The sequence below is a fragment of the Microbacterium immunditiarum genome (assembly GCF_013409785.1).
GTDB classification, from domain to species: domain Bacteria; phylum Actinomycetota; class Actinomycetes; order Actinomycetales; family Microbacteriaceae; genus Microbacterium; species Microbacterium immunditiarum.
The window spans coordinates 3279933-3302951 of the sequence record NZ_JACCBV010000001.1 but is presented as its reverse complement, the minus strand read 5'-3'; the positions used below and the strand labels follow the sequence as shown (position 1 = coordinate 3302951).

General features: G+C 68.7%; 20 protein-coding genes. 11 read left to right on the top strand and 9 right to left on the bottom strand.

Going from position 1 to position 23019, the window contains the following annotated elements:
* Window positions 1–161 precede the first annotated feature (161 nt).
* Complete coding sequence (locus tag BJ991_RS15425) at window positions 162–404, bottom strand: acyl-CoA carboxylase epsilon subunit (RefSeq protein ID WP_179491423.1); 243 nt, start codon at window positions 402–404, stop codon at window positions 162–164.
* Entirely contained in the window at window positions 401–1999 is a 1599-nt protein-coding gene (locus tag BJ991_RS15420) for a carboxyl transferase domain-containing protein (RefSeq protein ID WP_179491422.1), read from the bottom strand. The genes BJ991_RS15425 and BJ991_RS15420 overlap by 4 nt, the downstream gene beginning before the upstream one ends.
* Before the next feature lie 112 nt (window positions 2000–2111).
* On the opposite strand from BJ991_RS15420, the gene BJ991_RS15415 reads away from it, so the two are divergent.
* The 11 genes from BJ991_RS15415 to BJ991_RS15365 all read left to right on the top strand — a co-directional run bounded on the left by BJ991_RS15415 (window position 2112) and on the right by BJ991_RS15365 (window position 14534).
* Window positions 2112–2906, top strand: a complete 795-nt coding sequence (locus BJ991_RS15415) for a biotin--[acetyl-CoA-carboxylase] ligase (RefSeq protein WP_179491421.1) — start codon at window positions 2112–2114, stop codon at window positions 2904–2906.
* A gap of 367 nt (window positions 2907–3273) precedes the next feature.
* Complete coding sequence (locus BJ991_RS18495; RefSeq protein ID WP_246301112.1) at window positions 3274–3591, top strand: PH domain-containing protein; 318 nt, start codon at window positions 3274–3276, stop codon at window positions 3589–3591.
* Window positions 3592–3671: 80 nt separating this feature from the next.
* The gene (locus BJ991_RS15405; RefSeq protein ID WP_179491420.1) at window positions 3672–4808 is read left to right on the top strand and encodes a 5-(carboxyamino)imidazole ribonucleotide synthase; all 1137 of its coding nucleotides are present in this window, start codon (window positions 3672–3674) and stop codon (window positions 4806–4808) included.
* Window positions 4809–4926: 118 nt separating this feature from the next.
* A complete protein-coding gene (gene purE / locus BJ991_RS15400; RefSeq protein ID WP_179492858.1) occupies window positions 4927–5394 on the top strand; it encodes a 5-(carboxyamino)imidazole ribonucleotide mutase in 468 nt (155 codons plus the stop codon).
* Complete coding sequence (locus tag BJ991_RS15395; RefSeq protein WP_343048793.1) at window positions 5391–6830, top strand: LCP family protein; 1440 nt, start codon at window positions 5391–5393, stop codon at window positions 6828–6830. Before purE ends, BJ991_RS15395 begins: the two co-directional genes overlap by 4 nt.
* A 47-nt stretch (window positions 6831–6877) precedes the next feature.
* Window positions 6878–8005, top strand: a complete 1128-nt coding sequence (locus BJ991_RS15390) for a glycosyltransferase (protein ID WP_179491419.1) — start codon at window positions 6878–6880, stop codon at window positions 8003–8005.
* A 226-nt stretch (window positions 8006–8231) separates the two neighbouring features.
* Window positions 8232–11012, top strand: a complete 2781-nt coding sequence (locus tag BJ991_RS15385; RefSeq protein ID WP_179491418.1) for a hypothetical protein — start codon at window positions 8232–8234, stop codon at window positions 11010–11012.
* A gap of 96 nt (window positions 11013–11108) precedes the next feature.
* On the top strand, window positions 11109–11984 hold the full coding sequence (locus BJ991_RS15380) for an ABC transporter permease (protein ID WP_179491417.1): 876 nt from the start codon (window positions 11109–11111) through the stop codon (window positions 11982–11984).
* Window positions 11984–12742, top strand: a complete 759-nt coding sequence (locus BJ991_RS15375; protein WP_179491416.1) for an ABC transporter ATP-binding protein — start codon at window positions 11984–11986, stop codon at window positions 12740–12742. Before BJ991_RS15380 ends, BJ991_RS15375 begins: the two co-directional genes overlap by 1 nt.
* Complete coding sequence (locus tag BJ991_RS15370; RefSeq protein ID WP_179491414.1) at window positions 12739–14295, top strand: class I SAM-dependent methyltransferase; 1557 nt, start codon at window positions 12739–12741, stop codon at window positions 14293–14295. The genes BJ991_RS15375 and BJ991_RS15370 overlap by 4 nt, the downstream gene beginning before the upstream one ends.
* Window positions 14292–14534, top strand: coding sequence for a DUF6752 domain-containing protein (locus BJ991_RS15365; protein WP_179491412.1), 243 nt, complete (start codon window positions 14292–14294; stop codon window positions 14532–14534). Before BJ991_RS15370 ends, BJ991_RS15365 begins: the two co-directional genes overlap by 4 nt.
* A gap of 7 nt (window positions 14535–14541) precedes the next feature.
* Here the strand turns inward: BJ991_RS15365 and BJ991_RS15360 are convergent, their stop codons facing one another.
* The 7 genes from BJ991_RS15360 to rfbA form a co-directional block, all read right to left on the bottom strand.
* Window positions 14542–16473 carry a glycosyltransferase family 2 protein gene (locus tag BJ991_RS15360; protein WP_179491410.1) on the bottom strand — a complete coding sequence of 644 codons (1932 nt, stop codon included), beginning with the start codon at window positions 16471–16473 and terminating at the stop codon, window positions 14542–14544.
* Window positions 16470–17174, bottom strand: coding sequence for an IspD/TarI family cytidylyltransferase (locus BJ991_RS15355; RefSeq protein ID WP_179491408.1), 705 nt, complete (start codon window positions 17172–17174; stop codon window positions 16470–16472). The genes BJ991_RS15360 and BJ991_RS15355 overlap by 4 nt, the downstream gene beginning before the upstream one ends.
* Before the next feature lies 1 nt (window position 17175).
* Complete coding sequence (locus tag BJ991_RS15350; protein WP_179491406.1) at window positions 17176–17979, bottom strand: NAD-dependent epimerase/dehydratase family protein; 804 nt, start codon at window positions 17977–17979, stop codon at window positions 17176–17178.
* Between the two features lie 35 nt (window positions 17980–18014).
* Window positions 18015–19562, bottom strand: a complete 1548-nt coding sequence (locus BJ991_RS15345; protein WP_179491404.1) for a DUF2142 domain-containing protein — start codon at window positions 19560–19562, stop codon at window positions 18015–18017.
* A 161-nt stretch (window positions 19563–19723) separates the two neighbouring features.
* On the bottom strand, window positions 19724–21145 hold the full coding sequence (locus BJ991_RS15340; RefSeq protein WP_218852952.1) for a sugar nucleotide-binding protein: 1422 nt from the start codon (window positions 21143–21145) through the stop codon (window positions 19724–19726).
* Entirely contained in the window at window positions 21142–22140 is a 999-nt protein-coding gene (rfbB, locus tag BJ991_RS15335) for a dTDP-glucose 4,6-dehydratase (RefSeq protein ID WP_179491400.1), read from the bottom strand. The genes BJ991_RS15340 and rfbB overlap by 4 nt, the downstream gene beginning before the upstream one ends.
* Window positions 22140–23009 carry a glucose-1-phosphate thymidylyltransferase RfbA gene (rfbA, locus tag BJ991_RS15330; RefSeq protein WP_179491398.1) on the bottom strand — a complete coding sequence of 290 codons (870 nt, stop codon included), beginning with the start codon at window positions 23007–23009 and terminating at the stop codon, window positions 22140–22142. Before rfbA ends, rfbB begins: the two co-directional genes overlap by 1 nt.
* Window positions 23010–23019: the final 10 nt, after the last annotated feature.

Genomic DNA, 23019 nt, shown 5'->3' with positions numbered 1-23019 from the left:
GACGGTTACCCGAAAACCGTCCGCACTGGCCGAACCTGACCAACACCGAGAACCGGAGGGCAGGTCAGCCGAACGCAGAGCGTTCCAGCACTTCAAGTATCGGCCCCGTCAAGTGTTCCGTCTGTAGGTATTTCGGGGGACAAATCCACACTGCACAGGTGTCAGCCCTGCCAGCAGGGAAGCGCGCGCGACCACCCCAGCTCGCGCGGAAGCGGCTGCCGAAGGGGGCGCTGCGACACGGACCACGCGGACCGCGTCGGCCGGTCGTTGGCGACAGCGTGGCTCGCCTCTTCCGTGTACGCCTCGGTGACGACCGCGACGAGGGCGGCGAGCTCTTCTTCGGCGGGATGCCCGCGCAGCACCTCGACCGAGATCGGGTGGTCGTCGTGCTCTGCCAGCGTCACAGTGGAATGTTCCCGTGCTTCTTCGGCGGAAGGCTCGCGCGCTTTCCGCGGAGCGCGCGAAGGGCCTTCGCGATCGCGACGCGCGTCTGCGCCGGCTCGATGATGCCGTCGAGCTCGCCGCGCTCGGCCGCGAGGAACGGCGAGGCGACGTTGTACGTGTACTCGTTCGCGAGGCGCGTGCGGACGGCTGCCACGTCCTCGCCGGCCTCCTCCGCGCGCTTGATCTCACCGCGGTAGAGGATGTTGACCGCGCCCTGGCCGCCCATCACGGCGATCTCGGCGGTCGGCCACGCGAGGTTGATGTCTGCGCCGAGCTGCTTCGAGCCCATGACGATGTACGCGCCGCCGTACGCCTTGCGCAGGATCACGGTGACGAGCGGGACGGTCGCCTCGGCGTATGCGTAGAGGAGCTTCGCGCCGCGCCGGATGACGCCGGTCCACTCCTGGTCCGTGCCCGGCAGGTACCCCGGGACGTCGACGAGCGTCACGATCGGGATCGAGAACGCGTCGCAGAACCGCACGAACCGGCTGGCCTTCTCGCCCGCCTCGATGTTGAGCGTCCCCGCCATCTGCGACGGCTGGTTGGCGATGATCCCGACCGATCGGCCTTCGATGCGGCCGAAGCCGATCACGATGTTGGGTGCGAACAGCGGCTGCACCTCGAGGAAGTCCTCGGCGTCGACGATCCCGCGGATGACGTGGTGGATGTCGTACGGCTGGTTGGGCGAGTCGGGAACGACGTGGTTGAGCGCGCGGTCGGCATCCGTCGTCTCGAACTCGAACTCGGTCTCGTAGACCGGCAGCTCCGACATGTTGTTGTCGGGGAGGAACCCGAGGAGCGTGCGCACGTAGTCGATCGCGTCGTCCTCGTCTTCGGCGAGGTAGTGCGCGACGCCCGAGCGCGTGTTGTGCGTGTGCGCGCCGCCCAGCTCCTCCATGCCGACGTCCTCGCCGGTCACGGTCTTGATGACGTCGGGGCCGGTGACGAACATCTGGCTCGTCTTGTCGACCATCACGACGAAGTCGGTCAGTGCGGGCGAGTACACGGCGCCGCCCGCGGCGGGGCCCATGATGATCGAGATCTGCGGGATGACACCCGAGGCCTGCGTGTTCAGACGGAAGATCTCGCCGTACTTGCCGAGAGCGACCACGCCCTCCTGGATGCGCGCGCCACCCGAGTCGAGCATGCCCACGACGGGGATGCCGTTGCGCAGCGCGAACTCCATGACCTTGATGATCTTGTCGCCCGCCACCTCGCCGAGCGAGCCGCCGAACGTCGAGAAGTCCTGCGCGTAGACGGCCACCGTGCGCCCGTGGATCGTCGCGACGCCCGTCACCACCGAGTCGCCGTACGGCCGCGACTTGTCCATGCCGAAGGCCGTCGTGCGGTGGCGCACGTACTCGTCGAGCTCGACGAAGCTGCCCGCGTCGACGAGCAGGTCGATGCGCTCGCGCGCGGTCAGCTTGCCCTTCGCGTGCTGCTTCTGCTGCGCCGCCTTCTCGGCGTCGACCACGGCTTCCTGATAGCGCGAACGGAGGTCTGCGATCTTGCCGGCGGTCGTGGAAAGGTCGGGCGCTTCGGTCACGCGTTCCACCCTATCGGCGCGCTTCGCGCCCCCGTTGGAGGGATCGCACAAGGGCCCGGAGGATCCGCTGTCCGTTTCGATGCAGTGACGGATGCCGCGACACGACGCGTAGGGTGTGGACATGCCGCTCTCCGCCGCCGGCCTGCCGCTGTCCGCCGCCGTCGCAGCGCGACTCGAAGTGCTCGCCTCGACCGGGTCGACGAACGCCGACCTGACGCGCGCCGCCAGTGAGGCCCCGAAGGAATGGCCGCACCTCTCCGTGCTCGTGACGGACGATCAGCGCTCGGGGCGGGGGAGGCTCGACCGCTCGTGGGAGACGCCCGCAGGCTCGGGTCTCGCGGTGTCGGTGCTCGTGCGGGTGGGCTCGCTGCCGACGCGCAGTCGCGGGTGGATCCCCCTCGTCGCGGGTGCCGCGATGGCGCGGGCGGTGGCGGCGCAGGTCGCCGAGTCGGGCCACGACGCACGCGTCAAGTGGCCCAACGACGTGCTGCTCGACGGCGCGAAGCTGTGCGGGATCCTCGCGGAGGTCGTGCCGGGGCATCCGGATGCCGTCGTCGTCGGCGCCGGCGTCAACACCCGCATGACGGCGAAGCAGCTCCCCGTCCCGACGGCGACGTCGTTCGCCGTCGCGGGGCTCGAGGCCGACGAGGACCGCCTGATCGCCGACTACCTCAGGGCGCTGGACGAGCAGCTCCGCGCGCTCGCGACGGCGCACGGCGACGCCGCCGCGGCGGGCGTCCTCGCCGAGGTGGAGGCGCTGTGCGCGACGCTCGGACGTGAGGTCGCGGTCTCACTGCCCGGCGGGTCGATGCTCGAGGGCCGGGCGCAGCGCATCGATCCCGACGGGCGGCTGGTCGTGGTGGCAGGGCTCACCGAAACCGCGGTCGCCGCGGGAGACGTCGTCCACGTGCGCTGATCTCGGCGTTCCTCCGTTCCATCTCCCGTTCGGGGCGGAAACCGGTGTTTGGGGCGGAGCTCATCCGCCCCAAAGCCGGAAATGCGCCCCAAACCGGCTCGTGCCCAGAGAATGGAGGCATGACGCAGCCGATCGGGTACAGCGGGAGGCCGATCACCCCCTCCCCGGGCGCACCGACGCCCGAGCTCCGGGTCGCGCGCTTCCGCGGGCACGCGCGTCGGCTCGTCTGGTCGGCGCTCGTGCTCATCGCGGTCGCGGGAGCCGTCGGCTACTTCTACGGCAACCTGCCGGCGCCGTTCCGGAACTGGATGCTGCTGCTGGCCGCCGCCGCGATCCTCCTCGTCGCCGTCGTGTTACCGTTCGCCGCGTGGTGGTCGCGCACGTACCTCATCACGACTCGTCGCGTGATCATGCGCGGGGGCTGTTCCGCCGCGCATCCCATGAGCTCGAGCACGTGCGCGGCTACTCGATCGGCCTGCGCCGCGGGATCCTCCAGCGGATGTGGGGCGCGGGCACGCTCACGCTGTCGAACGGCGTGGACGAGCCTCTGCGCCTGGTCGACGTCCCGAGCGCCGAGCTCGTGCACGAGGTGCTCGTCGACCAGGTCGAGGTGAACCAGATCCTCGCCCACCGCGACGCCCAGCCGCTGCCGCCCGCGGCCGGCGCTCCGCCTGGACGCGGCTGACGCGGCATCCGGCTCGGTCCCTCACTCCGGCCATCGCATCGTGGTCCGCCTGGAATGATGGGTGGGTCGGAAGGAGACCCATGGCGCTTCGAGTCGGAGTCGTCGGCGGCGGACAGCTCGCCCGCATGATGATCGCCCCCGCCGTCGAGCTCGGCGTCGAGCTGCGCGTGCTCGCCGAGCAGCCCGGCATGGCGGCCGCGCTCGCCGCGACGGCCGTCGGCGACTATCGCGACGCCGACACGGTGCTCGCCTTCGCGCGCGAGGTCGACGTGCTGACGTTCGATCACGAGCACGTGCCGCAGGAAGTGCTCGCACTCCTCGTCGAGGAGGGCGTCGCGGTGCGACCGGGTCCGGGCGCGCTGCGGTTCGCGCAGGACAAGCTCGCGATGCGCGCACGGATGGACGAGCTCGGCATGCCCCAGCCCGAGTGGGCCGCCGTGACGAGCGCGGCGGGCCTGCAGGAGTTCCTCGACGCCCACGATGGCGCCGCCGTGGTGAAGACGCCGCGCGGCGGCTACGACGGCAAGGGCGTGCGCGTCGTGCGCTCGGCGACCGAGGCCGAGGACTGGTTCGCGACCCTCGCCGAGGACGCGCGAGGCGGGGCGCTCCTCGTCGAGGAGCTCGTCGACTTCCGCCGTGAGCTCGCGCAGCAGGTCGCCCGCCGGCCCTCCGGCGAGGTGCGCTCGTACCCTGTCGTCGAGACGGTGCAGCGCGACGGCGTGTGCGCCGAGGTCGTGGCGCCCGCACCGCACTCGCCCGAGCGGCTCGACGAGGTCGCCGCCGCGATCGGAGTCGGCATCGCCGAGGGCCTCGACGTGACCGGCATGCTCGCCGTCGAGCTCTTCGAGACGACCGACGAGCGCGTGCTCGTTAACGAGCTCGCGATGCGCCCGCACAACAGCGGCCACTGGACGCAGGACGGCGCCGTCACGAGCCAGTTCGAGCAGCACCTGCGGGCGGTGCTCGACCTGCCCTTGGGCGACCCCTCGCCCCGCGCCGCGTGGTCGGTGATGGTCAACATCCTCGGCGGGCCGCAGAACGCGTCGATCGACGAGCGTTTCGCGTCCGCGATGGCGGAGCACCCCTCCGCGAAGATCCACACGTACGGCAAGGAGCCCCGCCCCGGGCGCAAGGTCGGGCACGTCAACGTCACGGGCGACGACCTCGACGACATCGCGTACGAGGCGCGTGCCGCGGCCGAGCACTTCGGCGACTGATCGACGACGCCACAGCGACAATCCCGCGCCGTTGCGGGGTTCTTCCAGCCATCGCCCCTAGCCTGGTCGGGTGACTCGACCCCTGCATTCCTCCGATGCGCCCCTCGTCGGGGTCGTCATGGGCTCCGACTCGGACTGGCGCGTCATGAGCGACGCGTCCCAGGTGCTGAGCGACTTCGTCGTCCCGCACGAGGTCGAGGTGGTCTCGGCCCATCGCACACCCGACAAGCTCATGCGCTACGGCCGCGAGGCGCGGGAGCGCGGCATCCGCGTCATCATCGCCGGCGCCGGCGGCGCCGCGCACCTGCCCGGCATGCTCGCGTCGGTGACGTCCGTTCCGGTGATCGGCGTGCCCGTGCAGCTCGCGACGCTCGACGGTCTCGACTCCCTGCTCAGCATCGTGCAGATGCCCGCCGGCATCCCCGTCGCGACCGTCTCGATCAACGGCGCCAAGAACGCGGGGCTGCTCGCCGTCCGCATTCTGGGAACGTCGGATGCCACGACCGCCGACCGCGTCGAGGCGTACGCGCGCGAGCTCGAGCAGCAGGTCGAGGAGAAGAACCGGCGGCTCAAGGAGGCGCTGTGAGCGTCGTGAGCGCTCCCCGCGCGACCGTGAGCTCTTCGCCGGCCCGGGTGGTCGAGGAGAGGCCCCTTCGCCACCCCGACGCGTCGTCGCGCGCGATGATGACGCGGCGCGGCTGGTGGCTGGTCCTCATGAACTTCCTGCTGCCGGGATCGGCGCAGGTCCTCGCCGGCAACCGGCGGCTCGGGCGCTTCGGGCTCGCCGCGACGCTCCTCATGTGGGTCGTCGTGATCCTCGGCGGGCTGTGCGCTCTGCTGTGGCAGCAGGTGTTCCTCACGATCGCCACGAACTGGTTCGCGCTGCTGGTCGCGCAGGGCCTGCTCATCGCGTACATCGTGCTGTGGGTCGTGCTGACGTTCGACACCCTGCGGCTCGTGCGGCTCGTGAAGACGCGTCCGGGCGCGCGGTTCGGCATCGCGGGTCTCTCCGTCGTGCTCCTCGTCGTCTCGGGCGGCGTCGCGGCGTACGCGGCGAACTCCGCCGGGGTGCTGCGCGACACGATCGGGATCGTGTTCGGCGCGAGCGGCCCGCCCGTTCCGCCGTCGGACGGCTACTACAACATCCTGCTGCTGGGCGCCGACAGCGGCGACGGCCGCGACTCGATGCGCTTCGACTCGATCTCGGTCGTGTCGGTCAACGCCGACTCGGGCGCCGTCACCATCACGGGCATTCCGCGCGACCTGCCGAACGTGCCGTTCTCCGAGGGTCCGATGCGCGACCGGTACCCGAACGGGCACGAGGGCCACGCCGACCCGACCTGCGGATGGGGGAGCGGTATCAACCAGCTGCGCACCGAGGTCGAGGTGTGTCAGGACGGGGACGCGCTGTACCCCGACGCACGCGCTAACGGCTCGGCCCCCGCGATCGAGGCGACGAAGGAGGCCGCCGAGGGCGCCCTCGGCATCGAGATCCCGTACTACGTCTTCCTCGACATGCACGGCTTCGCGGCGCTCATCGACGCGCTCGGCGGTGTCGACATCACCGTCGAACAGCGCCTGCCGAAGGGTGGCGGACCCGCGTACCAGGGTCAGCCGGTCGAGGAGTGGGCCACCGGCTGGATCGAGGCCGGTCCGCAGCACATGGACGGCGACACGGCGCAGTGGTACGCCCGCTCGCGCTACACGACGAGCGACTTCGACCGCATGAAGCGCCAGCGCATCCTGCAGCAGGCGATCCTCGAGCAGTTCACGCCGCAGACCGTGCTCACGCGGTTCCAGGACGTCGCGACCGCGGGCGCCGACATCGTGCAGACCGATTTGCCGCAGTCGCTCCTGCCGTACTTCGTCGACCTCGCACTCAAGGCGAAGGAGCAGCCGGTCACCACGATCGAGCTGACGCCCGAAGGCGGCGTCGATGAGCACGAGCCGGACTTCGCGTACGTGCAGGAGCTGGTGCGGAACGCGCTGCATCCGCCGTCGCCGTCGCCGTCCACCGGCTGACCGCATTCGCCCGCGGTTTCCGCGCCGCCACGGGTACTCTCGACAGCATGACGGTGACGCTGCGGGTGATGCTCGATCAGCTCGTGGCGCCCACGGATGCGGCGCTCGCGGAAGCCTCCCGAGACCTCGCCCGCGCGCTCGTGATCGCGTCGCCGACGGGCTGCGAGGTGGAGCTCGTCGTGCCCTCCGGCCCGTCGCGCGAGATCGAGGCCGAGGTGCCGGGCGTCGCGAGCATCCAGCGCTCGGGGCTGCCCCGCCGGGAGCTCGCCGCGGCGCTGCAGCTCGGCATCCCGACGGGCATCGGCGGCGGCATGATCCACTCGCCGACGATGTTCGCGCCGCTCGTGAAGCACGACCGCGTGCACGACCACGACCAGACCGTCGTCACGGTGTGGGACCTGCGCGCGTGGGAGCACCCGGGCGAGCTTCCCCGAGCCGAGGCCGGCTGGCAGCGCGCGATGCTCAAGCGCGCGGTCAAGCATGCCGACGCCGTCGTCGTGCCGACGCACTCGATGGGGGAGCGCCTCGCCGACGCGGCGCCTCTCGGCGATCGCATCCGGGTCATCGCCGGCGCCGCACCGACGGGCTTCGCCGTGCCCACCGACGAGATCGGCCGCCGCCGCGACCTCGGCCTTCCCGAGGGATACGTGCTGCTCGCCGGAGGCGCGGCCGCATCCGACGCGCTCGACGACGGATTCGCCGCGGTCGCGCGCTCGCAGCTCCAGGTCCCGGTCGTCGTGATCGACGCGGGCGACGGCGAGGAGCCGGTCCTCGCCGACCGCGCCGCCGCGGCGGGCCTTCCGGAGCGCATGCTTCACGTGCGCGGTCCGCTCGACGCCGCCGACCGCGCCGCCGTGTTCGGCGCTGCCCTCGCCCTCGTGGCGCCGTCGCGCCGCATGGCGTTCCCGTGGCGCGTGCTCGACTCGCTGTCGCTCGGGGTACCGGTGGTGGCTGCAGCATCCGACATCCACCGCGAAGTCGTCGTCGACGGCGGGATCCTGGTCGAGCCGGATGCCTCGGGCGCAGTCGCCGACGGCCTTGCCGCGGCCCTCGCGTCGGCGCTCGGATCGACCGCGTCGGCCGAGCGGTTCGCGGTGCTCGCATCCGACCGCGGACGCGCATTCTCGTGGCGCGAGGCCGCCGATCGCGTGTGGCAGCTGCACGCGGACCTGTGACGAGGAGCGCCGAACAGCCTCATTTCTGAACAGATTCGCGGTACCGGTTGGCAAACGAGTTCACTTCCGACACACTGTTCACATGAGTACCGCTCCGCGGCGGGGGGGCCCGCGCGAGCGCAGTCAGAGGTTTGCTGCGCTGTTGGCGTCACTATCAGTGGTAGTGGCGGGGGTGATCGCAGCGCCGACGGGCGTTGCCCAGGCACTGACCGATGCGGCGCCGGCCGTGGCATCCGCGCCCGTCACGTCGGCGGCCGTGGCAGATGTCGCACCCGCCGCAGCGCCGGTGAAGCCGATGGCGAACCTCGCGAACTTCAACCCCGGCAACATCATCAGCAACGCCGTGTTCTTCAACAAGAGCACGATGACCGAGTCGCAGATCCAGGCGTTCCTGCAGGCGAAGGTGCCGCGCTGCGAGCCGGGGTACACGTGCCTGAAAGACTGGTACGACACGTCCCGCACGACGACAGCCGATGCGATGTGCGGCGCCTACCCCGGCGGAGTGCGCGAGCGCGCCTCGCGCATCATCTTCAAGGTCGCCCAGGCGTGCGGCATCAACCCGCAGGTGCTCCTCACGACGCTCCAGAAGGAGCAGGGCCTCGTCACGCATGTGTGGCCCAGCGAATGGCGCTACACGATCGCGATGGGGCAGGGGTGCCCCGACACCGCGGCGTGCGACACGCGCTACTACGGCTTCTTCAACCAGGTCTACGGCGCCGCGTGGCAGATGAAGCGCTACGCGAACCCGCCCGGAACGAGCCAGTACTTCACGTGGTACGCGCCCGGCAAGACGTGGAACATCCTCTACCACCCGAACCGCGCCTGCGGCACGTCGCCCGTGTACGTGCAGAACCAGGCGACCGCGAACCTGTACTACTACACGCCGTACCAGCCCAACGGCCCGGCGCTCGCCGCCGGTTACGGCACGGGTGACGGATGCTCCAGCTACGGCAACCGGAACTTCTACAACTACTTCACCGACTGGTTCGGGTCGACGCAGTCACTCTCGCAGGTGCTCGTCAAGGTCGGTGCTGAGGTGTCGATCATCTCGGGCAACCGCCGCTACGGGATAACGGCTGAGGCCTACCCGGAGTATCGTCGCGTGTTCGGCGCACCCGTGGTCGTCGATGCCGCGTACGTGAGTCAGTTCGCGACCTCGGGCGTGGCGGCGACGTTCTACGTTCGCAACACCGCGACGGGGGAAGTGGCCATGTTGCAGGATGGGCAGGTCCACCCCTTCACGTCGTGCGGGATGGTCGGCGTGTGGGGTGGAGCATGCGGTGCTGCTCTGGTGCAGCTCGAACCGCGCGAGTACAACCGCTTCACCCGGGGCGCGGTGATGACCGCCTTCGCGCGACTGGAAGCAGGCGGCAAGATCCACCAGGTGACGGGGACGACGCTTCAGCCGTACTACGACGCGGCCGCAGTGTCGAGCGCGAACGGCGGGTCGGTCCCGTACGCGGGCGTCATGCGGTCGAGCGTCGCGTCGCGCTACCAGATCGCGGCGAGACAGCTGTTCGCCCCCGGCCGCATGATCCTTGCGAGCGGTGACCCGACCGTATGGCTGCCGCAGTCGGACGGCCGCCTGATTGGTCTGCCCGCGTGGAGCTTGGCGGCCGAACTCGGCCTGCCGAAGGCAGTCGCAAGTCGAGTGACCGCTACTGATCTGACCGGCTATGCGCCTACAGATCCCCTCTCGCAGTACGTAATCTGCGGCGGCAAGGTCTACTTCGGCGCCTCGGGTCGGTTCCATGGCCTGCCGAACGGTGTGCCCGCCGGATTCACCGCCTCGACACTGGATGCCCCGACGTGCGCGCGCCTCACGCTCACTGGGCCCGTGTTCACGACGGTGCCTTTCGTGAAGACCCCGACGAACGGCACGGTCTACCGGGCGGAGAACGGCATGTATCGCCCGATCCCGTCGCAGGCGAGGATGATCGAGCTGAACGGCGGCACCCGCCCGACGATCGCCGTCATCTCGGATGCGACTCTGTCGAGGACCACGGTCGGTCCGATCTACCTCGTGACCGGCTCGCTCGTCAGGGCGGCGGGCGATGCAAGCGTATGGTTCGTGGACGGAGATCGCCTGCGGGGACTGCCGAGTTGGGGACTCGCGCGAGCCTACGGGCTTCCGTCACCGGCACGCGAGGTGGCGCCGGATGCTCTGACAGGCTTCGCTCAGGGCCCGGCCCTCACGCATCTCGTCTCCTGCGGCGGTTTGCTTTACGCGGCAGGAGGGGATCGCCTTTCGCGCGTGCTGTCCGGTGATCCGGCGGGCAACACGGTTACTGAGCTGTCCGCGGCCGCATGCGCGACATTGCCGAAGGACGGGCCATCCATCCCGGGTGCGGTGTTCGTCACGGACGGCACCAACACCGCCGTTGCAACCTCACGCGGCTTCCTCCGCCTTCCGGACACGGCGAGCATCCGCCGGGCGAACAGTGGGACGATACCGGCGTCCAAGTGGATCACGGCCGCGTACTTCGCGTCACTTCCGCAGCCGAGCACGCTCCCGGGCGCGGGCGACCTCGTGCGGGCATCCGACTCGGCGACCGTCTCGTTCATCGATGGTGAACATCGGCTCGGCGTCCCCAATTGGGGTGTGCCGGCTGACCTCGGCGTACAGCCGCGCTACCGTATCGTCGCTCCGCCGGCGGTGGCGACCAGGCCGCTCGTGGCGCAGCTTGCCGGCGTGTTCGTCCGGTGCGGCTCGGTCGACTACGTCGCCGCTCAGGGTGTCCTCTCCGCGATCACCCCTGCCGGGCTCGGGGGGATCGTCCCCGTGGCGCTCGATGACGCGACATGCTCGACGCTGAACCTCACGGGAGCCCCGATCGCGGGTCGCGTCTTCGTCCAGGCGGCCGGGGCCGCCCAGGTCTACGTGACGGAGAACGGCGGGCTGCGTCCCCTTCGCGGCGATGAGTCGGCGACCGCCCTCAACGGGGGCACCGCGCCGCGCATCCTCGTGATGGACAACCGCACGGTGGGCGGCATCCCGAAGCGGTGATCCACAGCGCCCGCTCAGGCACCCCCACATCGGTCGGATAGGATTCTGCGGGGCCGATACCCGGCCCTTCACCCGTGATCTGAGGAAGTATCTGCCTTGTCACTCGGCACGCCCGTCGACCTCTCGGCATATGACGTACCCGGTCGCGGACGAGGCATCCTCGACGTCTTCCGCTGGTGGTACCTGCTGAGGCTCCTCGTCCAGAAGGGCACGGCGACCCGGTACCGCAACTCCGTCCTGGGCTGGATCTGGTCGTACGTCAAGCCGGCCGCGCAGTTCGTCATCTATTACTTCGTGATGGGTGTCGTCCTCCAGGCGCACCGTGACGTCGACAACTTCGCGATCTATCTCTTCGCCGGCGTCGTCATCATCAACCTCTTCAACGAGGCGTTCGGAAACGCGACGAACTCGATCGTCGACAACCGCGCGCTCGTCAAGAAGATCTACCTGCCGCGAGAGCTCTTCCCCATCGCGGCCATCATCGGCGCTCTCATCCACTTCCTCCCGCAGTTGGCGATCCTGTTGCTGGTCTGCCTCCTGGTCGGTTGGGCGCCGTCGCTCATCGCGATCGGCGGCATCCTGCTCGGCGTCGTCACCGTTCTGGCGTTCGCGCTCGGGCTCGGGCTCTTCTTCAGCGGACTGAACGTGCGCTACCGCGACGCTCAGAACTTCGTCGACCTCATCAAGATGTTCTCGACGTGGACGTCCCCCGTCCTGTACACGTGGGTCCTCGTCGCCGACGCCCTGCGCGATTTCCCGGGCCTGTTCTTCGTGTACATGTCGAACCCCCTCACGATCGCGGTCGAGCTGTTCCACCTGGGCTTCTGGGCGCCGACTGCCGAGAGCACGCACGGCCTTCCGGATGTCTTCCTTCCCGCTTCGCTCGTGGCGGCCTCGTTCTGCGTCCTGATGCTCTTCGTCGGCCAGTTCGTCTTCCGTCACTTCGAGCGCTCGTTCGCACAGGACCTGTGATGTCTCAGTCCCAGATCACCGCCCAGACCGCGGCGCCGCCGAGCATCATCCTCGACGGTGTCTCCAAGCGCTTCCTCAAGCGCAATTCGCACTCGTTCAAAGAGGCCTTCGTCGGCTGGATCAAGGGCAAGAAGGTTCGCGCCGACACCTTCACCGCACTCGACGACCTGAGCTTCCAGATTGGCGAGGGAGAGTCTGTCGCCGTCCTCGGACTCAACGGGTCGGGCAAGTCGACGACGCTCAAGCTCGTGTCCGGTGTGCTCGAGCCCGACGACGGCCGCGTCTACACGCGAGGCCGCGTGGCGGGACTCATCGAAGTCGGTGCCGGCTTCCACCCCGAGCTGAGCGGTCGCGAGAACGTCTACCTCAACGCCGCGATCCTCGGCATGAACAAGAAGCAGATCGACGAGCGGTTCGACGACATCGTGGCCTTCTCCGAGATCGGCGACTTCATCGATCAAGAGGTGAAGCATTACTCGTCCGGCATGTTCATGAGGCTCGCCTTCTCGGTGGCCATCCATGTCGAGCTCGACATCCTTCTCGTCGACGAGGTGCTGTCCGTCGGTGACGCGCCCTTCCGCGCCAAGTGCGCCGACAAGATCAAGGAGCTCACCGAACAGGGCATCACGATGCTCGTCGTCAGCCACAACATGGCGATGGTCAAAGACCTGTGCCAGCGTGGCATCGTGATCCAGAAGGGCAAGAAGATCTTCGACGGACCCATCGACGAGGCTGTGGAGCTGCTCGCGGTCAAATGAAGGTCTCACTCCACCGCATCGAACTGGACCCCTACGCGATCGAGGACGCGATCGTCGCCGACGTGCGGCTCGACGGTCACCGGGTGTGGTCGGTCGAGATCCCGTACTCCGAGAACGGCGTCATCAGCCTGGAGTGGCCCGCGCCGCTGCGCGCGCGACTGCACGGTCGCACTCGTGTCACCGTGCATGACAGCGTGACGGGCCGTGAGATCGGTGGGGCCGACGCCCGGTTCGGCCGGTCGGACGACCCCGTCGAGATCGTTGACGCACGCGGCCGGTGGCTCGCGATGACGAAGTGGGACCGTCTCGGCCCGGTGCTGGAGGGTCGTGACGACGCTGTCGTCGATCGTCTGCTGCAGAGCGCAAGTTCGCTCGTGGAAGCGCTCGAAGAGCGTGGCCACGAGGTGTACATCGTCGGGGGCACACTCCTCGGGCTTGTCCGCGACGGTCGCATGCTGCCGCACGACGATGACGTCGACCTCGCATTCCTGTGCCGTGAGGACAACCCCGCCGACATTGCGCTCGTGAGCTTCGAGATGGAGCGCTCTCTGCGATCGCTGGGCTACACCGTCGTCCGCCACAGCCTTGCCCACCTCGAGGTCGAGTTCTTCAACGAGCAGGGGGAGCCCGACCACTACGTCGACATCTTCACCGGGTTCTTCCGCGACGGCCTGTACTGCCAGCCGTTCGCGCTGCGCGGACCCGAGGTCGGGGAGTCCGATCTCGTCCCCACCCGGCGACGCGAGATCCACGGGGTCGAGCTGCCCGAGCCGGCCAACCCCGAGGCGTGGCTCGCGTACGCGTACGGGCCGGGATGGCGCGTCCCCGACCCGACCTTCAAGTTCGAGACTCCACGATGGACGCGGCAGCGCTTCGAGTCGTGGTTCGGCGTCTACAACAGCGGCCGCGTCTTCTGGGACAAGTACTACATGGAGCGCGACGTCTCGACCGGCTTCGCCGACGCAGGCTCTTCCATCAAGAGGTTCCTCGCGGACGTCCCGTCCGGTGCGCGGATCCTGGACCTCGGATGCGGGGACGGGCGGTGGTCGGTCGAGCTCGCGCAGGCAGGGCACCGGGTCACGGGCGTGGATTACAGCCATGAGGCGCTGCGGCTTGCCCGTGCCCACGATGTCGACAGGGTCGTCGACTTCCATTACCTGAACTTGAACGACCGTGGGGCGCTGCTCGAGTTCGGCGCGCGAATGCTCGAGACGGGCGACGAGTGGTGCATCTTCGCGCACCACACCGCCCAGTCGATCACGAAGGCCAACCGCCGCACCGTCTTCCGCTTCCTCGAACTCGTCCTGCGTGGCCGCGGGTTCGCCGACCTCACGGACTACACGACGATGTCGGCGGACTACGAGCACGCGCGGCCCGCGACCTGGCACCTGCCGACCGAGTGGATCGAAGAGGAGATCGCCGAGCGCCGGCTCCGGCTCGGCGTCATCGGGCGAGGGCGTCGCCAGGACGGGCGCCGCATCCGCCGCACGTCTCAGGTGAGGATCACGGCAGCCTCGCACGCAGCCGCCGAAGGGAAGAAGGACACACGATGAGAGAGATCCTGCGCAAGTTCGCGAGGTGGATCGCGCCGACGGCCTACGGCAAGCTCGAACAGCTCAACCTCGCCTCGGCGGCGCTCTCGGGTGACGCCGTCCTCCCTCAAGACCTCGAACAGCGCATCGCCGAGCTCGAAGCTCAGCTCAACGAGCTGCGGCAGGACAACAGGCGCGTCGCCGAGCTGTATGACCTCGTGTTCGCACGTCTCCGCGACGAGAACCCGCTCAAGGGCTGAGGCCAGCTCAGCTGAGGACGCCGCGCGCGAGCCCACCGTAGGGACGAACCAGCGTATGCTCGCGTGATACCTGCATTACAGGCTGGAATCCCGGGACGCGTTCACCGATCCGCACGAGGAAGGCGTCCTTCGTCTGCAGCTCGACCTCGATGCTCGCGACCCCATCGCGGACGACGATTCTCGCTGGCACCGTCCGCCACCCGCGCGGACCCGGGTCACGGCGGCGCAGACGGCCCAGGACACGCCGCGGCACGCGGCGCGCGCGTCGTGCCAGGCTCTCGGTGTCGATGTCGAGCGTGGTGGCGAACTCACGCCGATCCCCGTCGACGGGCAGCCCCGACACCTCGATCGAGGTCACCGTCCCTATGCGCCGGACGCGTCCCGTCGGGCAAACCAGTCGCGTGAGGGGCGACTCGGTCTGGTCGAAGTCCAGGGCGACGGCGCCGTCCGTGCGGCTGAAGACTGCGATGACGCCGTCGTCGTCGAACCGGATCGCGGGAGGGATGTGGCTGCTGCGGATGATGCGATGCTGGACGGTCCCGGCCAGCGTGCAGCGCCCGTTGATGAGCCACACGCCGCGCTCGAGCGGGCGGCCCATGGCATCCGTCGCCGGGTCGACCGTCGCGGTGCCGGTCAGGTGCCAGCGCACCGCTCCGTCGGTGACCGCTGTGTGCAGCTCAGACGCCGACGACGCCATCCACGTGACCCGGGACGCCTCCGACCTCACGCCGATCTCGACCGTGGCCGCGTGGATGTCGTCGGTCACATCGAACAGGTCGGGCGACAGCGCGTCGTGGTACGCCTTCGGAAGGTCCTTCACGATCCGTCCGTCGCGCTCGACGAGCCGGTGGCGGCGGCCGGTGCTGTCCTCCCAGTCGGCGCGCGTGCTGAGCCGCAGGACGGCCCCGTCCCACTGCGCGTCGGTGATGCGGGCGGCTCCCGGGATGTTCGGGTCGTCCACGGTGAGCCGCTCGAGCAGATGCCGGTATCCACGTCGCAGCAGCTGCGCCCGCATCCGCAGCGACCGGTTGAGGTGATCGTCGTCGGACTCGGGGAAGTGCTTCGCCTGCAGCGCCGACGCCTTCTCGAAGATCATCTTCCGCTCCGCCGCGTCCCTCGGGGCGTAGAGGTTGTTGAACGAGTCCAGGAGCCTCGAGCGGTACTGGTGCACGCGGAGCAGTCGCCGCTGAGTGGCCAGCTCCTCGCCGGCGAGGTCGGTGTTGACGGCTTCGACGACCTTGTCGAGCCAGTACCACCACTCCGGGCTCGACCGGACGAACGTGCTGGAGCCGCTGCCGGGGGTCGAGAACCAGTGGTAGTAGGGCGTGCTCGCCATCGTCGAGATGACCTTTGCGTGGCGGGCAACGAGCACGTTGAAGAAGATGTCCTCCCACAGCACGCGTCCGCCTTCACGAAAGCGGATGCTGTGCTCCTGCAGCAGCGCGCGGCGATAGAGCTTGTGGGGGTTGGTCGGGATGAGCGGGTGGAAGTCCGTGCGGTCGATCACCTGGCCGCTGTCGGCGCGGTACTGGTCGATCGCCCATCCGCTGTCGTGCGTCCGGGCTTCCTTGCCGTTGACGACGTCGGAGTCGTTCGCCTTCGCGAACTCGTACGCCGCGCGTAGCGCGTCGGGGTACAACTCGTCGTCGTGGTCCATGTACGCGACGTACTCCCCCCGCGCGAGGTCCGTCCCGATGTTGCGTGGGCGGCACGGCCAACCGGAGTTCTCGATGCGCTCGACGCGCACGTTCGGCCTCGCACTCTGGATGGCGAGCAGCCGCTCGTATGTGTCATCCGGCGAGCCGTCGTCCACGAAGACGACTTCCCAGTCGCTCGTCGGGAGCGTCTGCGCGTCCAGCGACGCGACGAGTCGGTTCAGCCCCTTGCCGGGCCGATAGGTCGGCACGACGACGCTGACCTTCACGGGCCCCTCTGTCATACGCGGTCAACCTCTTCGATGAGGTGCTGCTCGATGAGCTGCGCGGTGCCGAGATCTTGCGGCGTCGTGATCTTGATGTTGTTGACGTGCCCGGGCAGGATGCGAGCCGGCGTGCCCGTGTACTCGTGCACGAGATCCGCGTCGTCGCTCACGCGCGAGTATCCCTCGGCCGCCGCCGCGCGGTACGCGGCGTCGAGAAGCTCGCGGCGGAAGCCCTGCGGGGTCTGACCCAGCCACGAATGCGCCCGGTCGAGCGAGCCCTCGATGAATCCGTCGTCGGTGACGAGCTTGACCTGGACGGTGCTCGGGGTTCCGATCATCGCTGCGCCGTGGTCGATCGCCGCGTCGAGGACGCGCATCACGAGATCCTCCGTCACGAAGGGGCGCACCCCGTCGTGGACGAGGACGATGTCGCCCGAGGTGGCCTCGAGCCCGCGCTGCGCGCTGATGTGGCGTTCCGCGCCGCCCCGAACGAGCGTGACGGGGAGCCCGGCCTCGTCGATGAGGATGCGCCGATACTCAGCCTCGTTGTCGGCGCTGATCGTGACGACGAGCTCGTCGACGGCCGGCACGAGCATCGCCCGCACCGTCTTCTCGAGGATCGTCCTGCCACCGAGCTCGACGAGGAGCTTGTTCGACCCGAACCGGGTTCCCTTGCCCGCGCAGGTCACGATCGCTGAGACCTTGTGTCCGCGATGCATGTCAGCCTCTCCTTCTGGTCTGATCGGAGCGTGCCTCGGCGACGAACGCCTTCAGGCCCGCCAGCTCATCTTCGCGCGACAGCAGATACGGCCCCGATCCGGCGAACAGCTCGGCATGCCGGGTCGTCATGTTCCGCGTGTACATCTGCGCGAACGGCGACTCGGGCGTGAGCGGCTCCTGGTCGGCGATGTCGCGGCCGAAGACCTCGCGCGCGAGGTCTTCGTTCGCGATCGGGGGCGTCGCAACGTTGAAGCTTTCGAGGCCGGCGTCGAGGGCTGTGCTGATGTCGCGCCACAGGCGCCGCACGTCGTAATGCTGGAACTCCGTCTGCGGCCGGATGTACTCGACGCGGTAGTCGTTCAGCAGGTCGTACACGACGCCCTTCTTGAGTCCGTTGCCGTAGAGCTGCGGCAGGCGGACGATCGTCGTGTCGACGGATGCCGCGAGCCGGCGCTCCTGGTGCAGTCGGTTTACGCCGTACGGCGTCAGCCCGTCCTCGGTGAGCGGGGTGCCCTCGTCGGGCGAACCGCCCTCGGGATAGACGCACACGGTCGAGATGAGCACGAGCTTGCGGATCCTTGCCTGGAGGACGAGATCGACGAGTCCGTCGATCTCACGCCGGTCCTCGGCCCCGTGTGTGTTGATCCGGTGCGAGTCGGCGCGATTGCCCGCCGACACGACGAGGTCGTACTCGCGGCCCGCAATGTCGCCGATGTTCGACGAGTTGTAGAGATCGTCGAACGGCTGGACGGCGTGGATGTTGGTGCCGACGAAACCTGTGTAGCCGATGAGGGCGCTCTTCATGTCCGTAGTGTTCCTTCCGGCGGCGCTCGAGTCGCTTACCGCTCTTCTGACGCCCGCATGGGCTCGATCGTCTCAGGTGCAGCCGTTGACGTTGGCTGTCGAGCGGCGAGGACGACGAAGCCGCTGACGGCGACGGCGATGAGGAGGAGCCAGACTGACGCCCCCAGCGGGGGTGACCAGAGCGGCTCCTTGAAGAGCATCCAGATCGTTTCTCCCGCACCGCGCGCGTAGCGCACCTGGGTCAGAACGAACGTGTAGACGTGTGCCGCCCACACGAATGCACCGAGACTCCACGCAAGTCGCCGAGGATGCGGGATCGGGCGATCGCCCCAACCGATGTTCGCAGCGACGGCTGCGAGGATCACCATCCCGACGTACATGACCATCGAATAGCGGCCCTGCCAGATCATGCCCGCCGATCTGACGTACGACAGTTGGACCAGGGCCGGCAGCAGCAGCCACGCAGCCCCTGCGACGAGGGTGACGATGAGGAAACGGCGACGAGCAAGCCAGAACGCGGCGACAACCGTGAGCACGCCGAGGCCGCCGAGGATCACGATTGCGATCGTCGGTGACGACGTGTCGGTCCAGCCGAAGAGCCCGACATACGCGGGCTCGAAGATCGTCCGGCGGAACATCATCTCGAGGACGCGCCCTGCCGTCCAGTCTTTGTTCCTGAAGTCGCCCTCCAGCGCGTAGTAGTTGGCCGCGGCGCCCCAGAGAAGGGCTGTGGTGGCACCGGCGAGGAGTGCGGCGGCGGCAACCCACGTGGCCGGACTTCGGAAGAGCACGCGAAGTGTCGGCCAGGGAATGGTCGAAAGGCCGAGGAGTCCCAGGACCGCGACCCAGAGTGGCGAGATGCCGCGAAGGTTGCACACGATGAAGCCGACGGCCGCTATGGTCGCCAATGCGCCGTTCGGCGACGGAACGCCGTCACGACGATGGGCAAGCGCCAGAACCGCGGCCAAGAGCGCCATCCCGCCGGCGATCTCCCACGCGTTGGGGTTCACGACTCCGCCGAGGAAGAGGAGCATTGGCGTTGCGGTGGCCGCCAGGACGACGGACGCACGGCGGAGCCCCATCATCGCTGAGAGGAAATGGAACGCGAGAGCGATGAGCGCGGCCGTCCCAAGCGCGGTCGCGAGCCGCATGCCGTAGACGATCGCATGCGGGTCATCCGTCAGAAGGCTGGCCCACCCGACCGCGCCGTAGTACAGCGGGTTGTAGGCTGCCGCCGTCGTAGACGCTCGTTCCGTGCCCGGCGTCGCCCCGTCGATCACTTGGCACGATGCCGGTGCCGCCGCCTTGTGTGCGAAGCAGTCCTCCCACTCACGGGCATCGCTGAGCGAGGCAGGGACTGTGAAGTAGCCCCGCCCCGCCTCATCGAATCCGTCCGGTAGGAACTGCCCCCGCGCGGTGCCGGCGGCTTTGAGGATGTGGGCCGGCTCATCCGGTGCCGCAGCCAGGGGCGTGGCGAACGTCCACGCGGTGCTCGCGAGGAACAGCAGTACGAACGGGATCCAGAAAGTCCTGATCAGGCTTCTAGCACTACGTCGGTTGGAGGGCGTAGTCGGCGTTGTCATCGAGTTCTTTCAGGGTGAGTCGTGGCGGCACGGCGCGGGATCATGCAGCCGTCTGCGACGAGCCGCGGCGCGGGATGCGGACCACCGCAACAACCCTACCCGGAAGACCCGCCGACGCCGATTCCCGTGACCGATCGACCTCGACCTCGACCGCCGCGCCGTCATCGCTCCTCTGACGCGAGATAATCCCTCAGCGTCTCGCCGGCGTCCGTCGGGACGAACCCGGTCGCCTCGATCTTCGCGAGGTCGAGCACACCCCGGCTCGGCCGAGGCGCCACAGGACCCTCCGCGGACGCGTAGTACTCCGTCGTCGACACGGGGGAGACTCGCGCGGGGTCGTGACCGGCCAGCTCGAACACCGCGCGCGCGACATCCGCCCACGTCATTGCCTCGCCGCCACCCGTCAGGTTGTACACGCCGTAATCCGGCCTCGTGTCGAGCAGGTGACGGATGCCCCGCGCGATTTCGCTCGTGAACGTGAGCCGTCCGACTTGGTCGTCGACGACTCGCGGGTCGATCCCACGCGCGGCGAGGCCGGCCATTGTGCGCACGAAGTTCTTGCCCTCGCCGACAACCCACGAGGTCCGCACGATGTAGTGGCGGGGAACGGTCGACACGACAGCATCCGCGGCCGCCTTCGTCTGCCCGTAGACGCCGAGGGGTGACACCGGGTCGTCCTCGCGGTAGGGCCGATCGAGCTTGCCGTCGAAGACGTAGTCGCTCGAGACGTGCACGAGCGCGATCCCGTTCTCCGCCGCGACGCGCGCCAGCGCCGCGACGCCGCCGACGTTCGCCGCCCACGCGTCGCGACGGCCCTCGGGCGTCTCGGCGAGATCAACCGCGGTGTACGCCGCTGCGTTCACGATTGTGTCGTAGTCCCGCCACCGACGCGCTGTGACGAGATCGGACGAGGCCAAATCGAGATCGTCGCGCGCAGCGAACTCGACGTGGCGCCCGTCGCCGAACTCAGCGCGCAGCGCGCGACCAAGTTGGCCGTTGGCGCCGGTTACGAGGATCTTCCGCGGGGGAACGGGCACGACATCCGCGAGGCGGGGATGGCCGAGGTCCTTCTCGGAGATCTCGGCCCGCTCGAGCGGGATCGGCCACTCGATCGCGAGGGTCTCGTCGGCGAGATTCAGGAAGGTGTATTTCGCGTCGGGCGACCAGTGGTCGTTGACGAGGTAGGTGTAGGCGGTATCGGGCTCGAGGGTCTGATACGCATTGCCCACGCCGCGCGGCACGAAGACCGCGCGCGAGGGATCGAGCTCGGCCGTGAACACCGTGCCGAAGGTCGTGCCCTCGCGCAGGTCGACCCACGCGCCGAAGATGCGCCCGGTCGTGATCGACACCCACTTGTCCCACGGCTCCGCGTGAATGCCCCGCGTCGTGCCGATGGCGTCGTTGAACGAGATGTTGTTCTGGACCGGTCCGAAGTCGGGCAGCCCCGCGGCGATCATCCTCTCGCGCTGCCAGTTCTCCTTGAACCAGCCGCGACTGTCGCCGTGCACCGTGAGGTCCCATAGGACGAGCCCGGGGATGCGCGTCTCGGTTGCGCGGAGGGGCTTGCCGAACTCCGTCATCATTGACCCTTGGCCGCGTAGAACGCCTCGGTCGCGTCCTTCGCAGGCGCCCACCACGCCTCGTTGTCGCGGTACCACTCGATCGTCGCGGCGAGGCCCGACTCGAAGTCGCGATACCGCGGAGCCCAGCCGAGCTCGGTGCGCAGCTTGGTCGAGTCGATCGCGTACCGCAGATCGTGCCCCGCGCGGTCGGTCACGTGGTCGTAGGCGTCGGTCGGCTGCCCCATGAGCGCGAGGATGAGCTCGACGACCTCCTTGTTGCTCTTCTCGCCGTCCGCGCCGACGAGATACGTCTCGCCGATGACTCCCTTCTCGAGGATCGTGAGCACGGCTGCCGAGTGGTCGTCTGCGTGGATCCAGTCGCGGACGTTCTCGCCCCTTCCGTAGAGCTTGGGGCGGATGCCGCGCAACACGTTCGTGATCTGGCGCGGGATGAACTTCTCGATGTGCTGGTACGGCCCGTAGTTGTTCGAGCAGTTGGAGATCGTCGCCCGCACGCCGAACGAACGGACCCACGCGCGCACGAGCAGGTCGGAGCCCGCTTTGGTCGACGAGTACGGGCTCGACGGGTTGTAGGGGGTCGTCTCGGTGAACCGCGCGGGGTCGTCGAGCTCGAGGTCGCCGTACACCTCGTCGGTCGAGATGTGGTGGAACCTCGTGTCGTGGCGCCGCGCCGCCTCGAGGAGCGTGAACGTGCCGACGAGGTTCGTGTCGAGGAACGGGCGCGGGTCGTGGAGCGAGTTGTCGTTGTGCGACTCGGCCGCGTAGTGCACGACCGCGTCGACGTCGTCAAACAGGGCGTCGATCAGCTCGGCATCCGCGATGTCGCCCTTGACGAACCGGAAGCGGTTCTCGGGCAGTCCCTCGAGCGATGCGAGGTTGCCGGCGTAGGTCAGCTTGTCGAGCACCGTGACGTGGTGATCGGTGTGCTCGATCACGTGGTGGACGAAGTTCGAGCCGATGAAGCCGGCTCCTCCGGTCACGAGCAGCCGAGCCATCAGCGTCCTCTCTTCAGGATGTCGAGCAGATAGGCACCATAGCCCGACTTCATGAGTGCGCCCGCCCGGGCGGCGAGTTCGTCGTCGGTGAGGAAGCCCTGCCGCCAGGCGACCTCTTCGGGCACGCCGATGCGCATGCCGGTGCGACGCTCCATCGTGCGCACGTAATCCGCGGCGTCCGTCATCTGGTCGAACGTGCCCGTGTCGAGCCAGGCGGTGCCTCGAGGGAGCACCTCGACCTGCAGCTTGCCGCGCTCGAGGTATTCGCGATTGACGTCGGTGATCTCGTACTCACCGCGCGCGCTCGGGGCGAGTCCGCGGGCGATGTCGACGACGTCGTTGTCGTAGAAGTAGAGGCCAGGGACGGCGTAGTTGCTCTTGGGCTCGGCCGGCTTCTCCTCAAGCGAGACCGCCCGACCCGACTCGTCGAACTCGACGACGCCGTACGCCGACGGCTCGGCGACCCAGTATGCGAAGACCGCGCCGCCGTCGACGTCGGCGTAGCGTTTGAGCTGCGTGCCCAGACCCGGCCCGTAGAGGAGGTTGTCACCCAGCACCAGGGCGACCTTGTCGTCGCCGATGAAGTCCGCGCCGATCGTGAAGGCCTGGGCGAGTCCGTCGGGCGAGGGCTGCTGCGCGAACGTAAGGGAGATGCCGAATTGCGAGCCGTCGCCGAGCAGTCGCTCGAAGAAAGGGGCGTCATGCGGCGTCGTGATCACGAGGATGTCGCGGATGCCCGCCAGCATGAGCGTCGACAGCGGGTAGTACACCATCGGCTTGTCGTACACCGGGATCAGCTGCTTGGAGACGCCGAGGGTGATCGGATGCAGACGCGTGCCGGATCCGCCGGCGAGGATGATGCCTTTCACACGGACAATC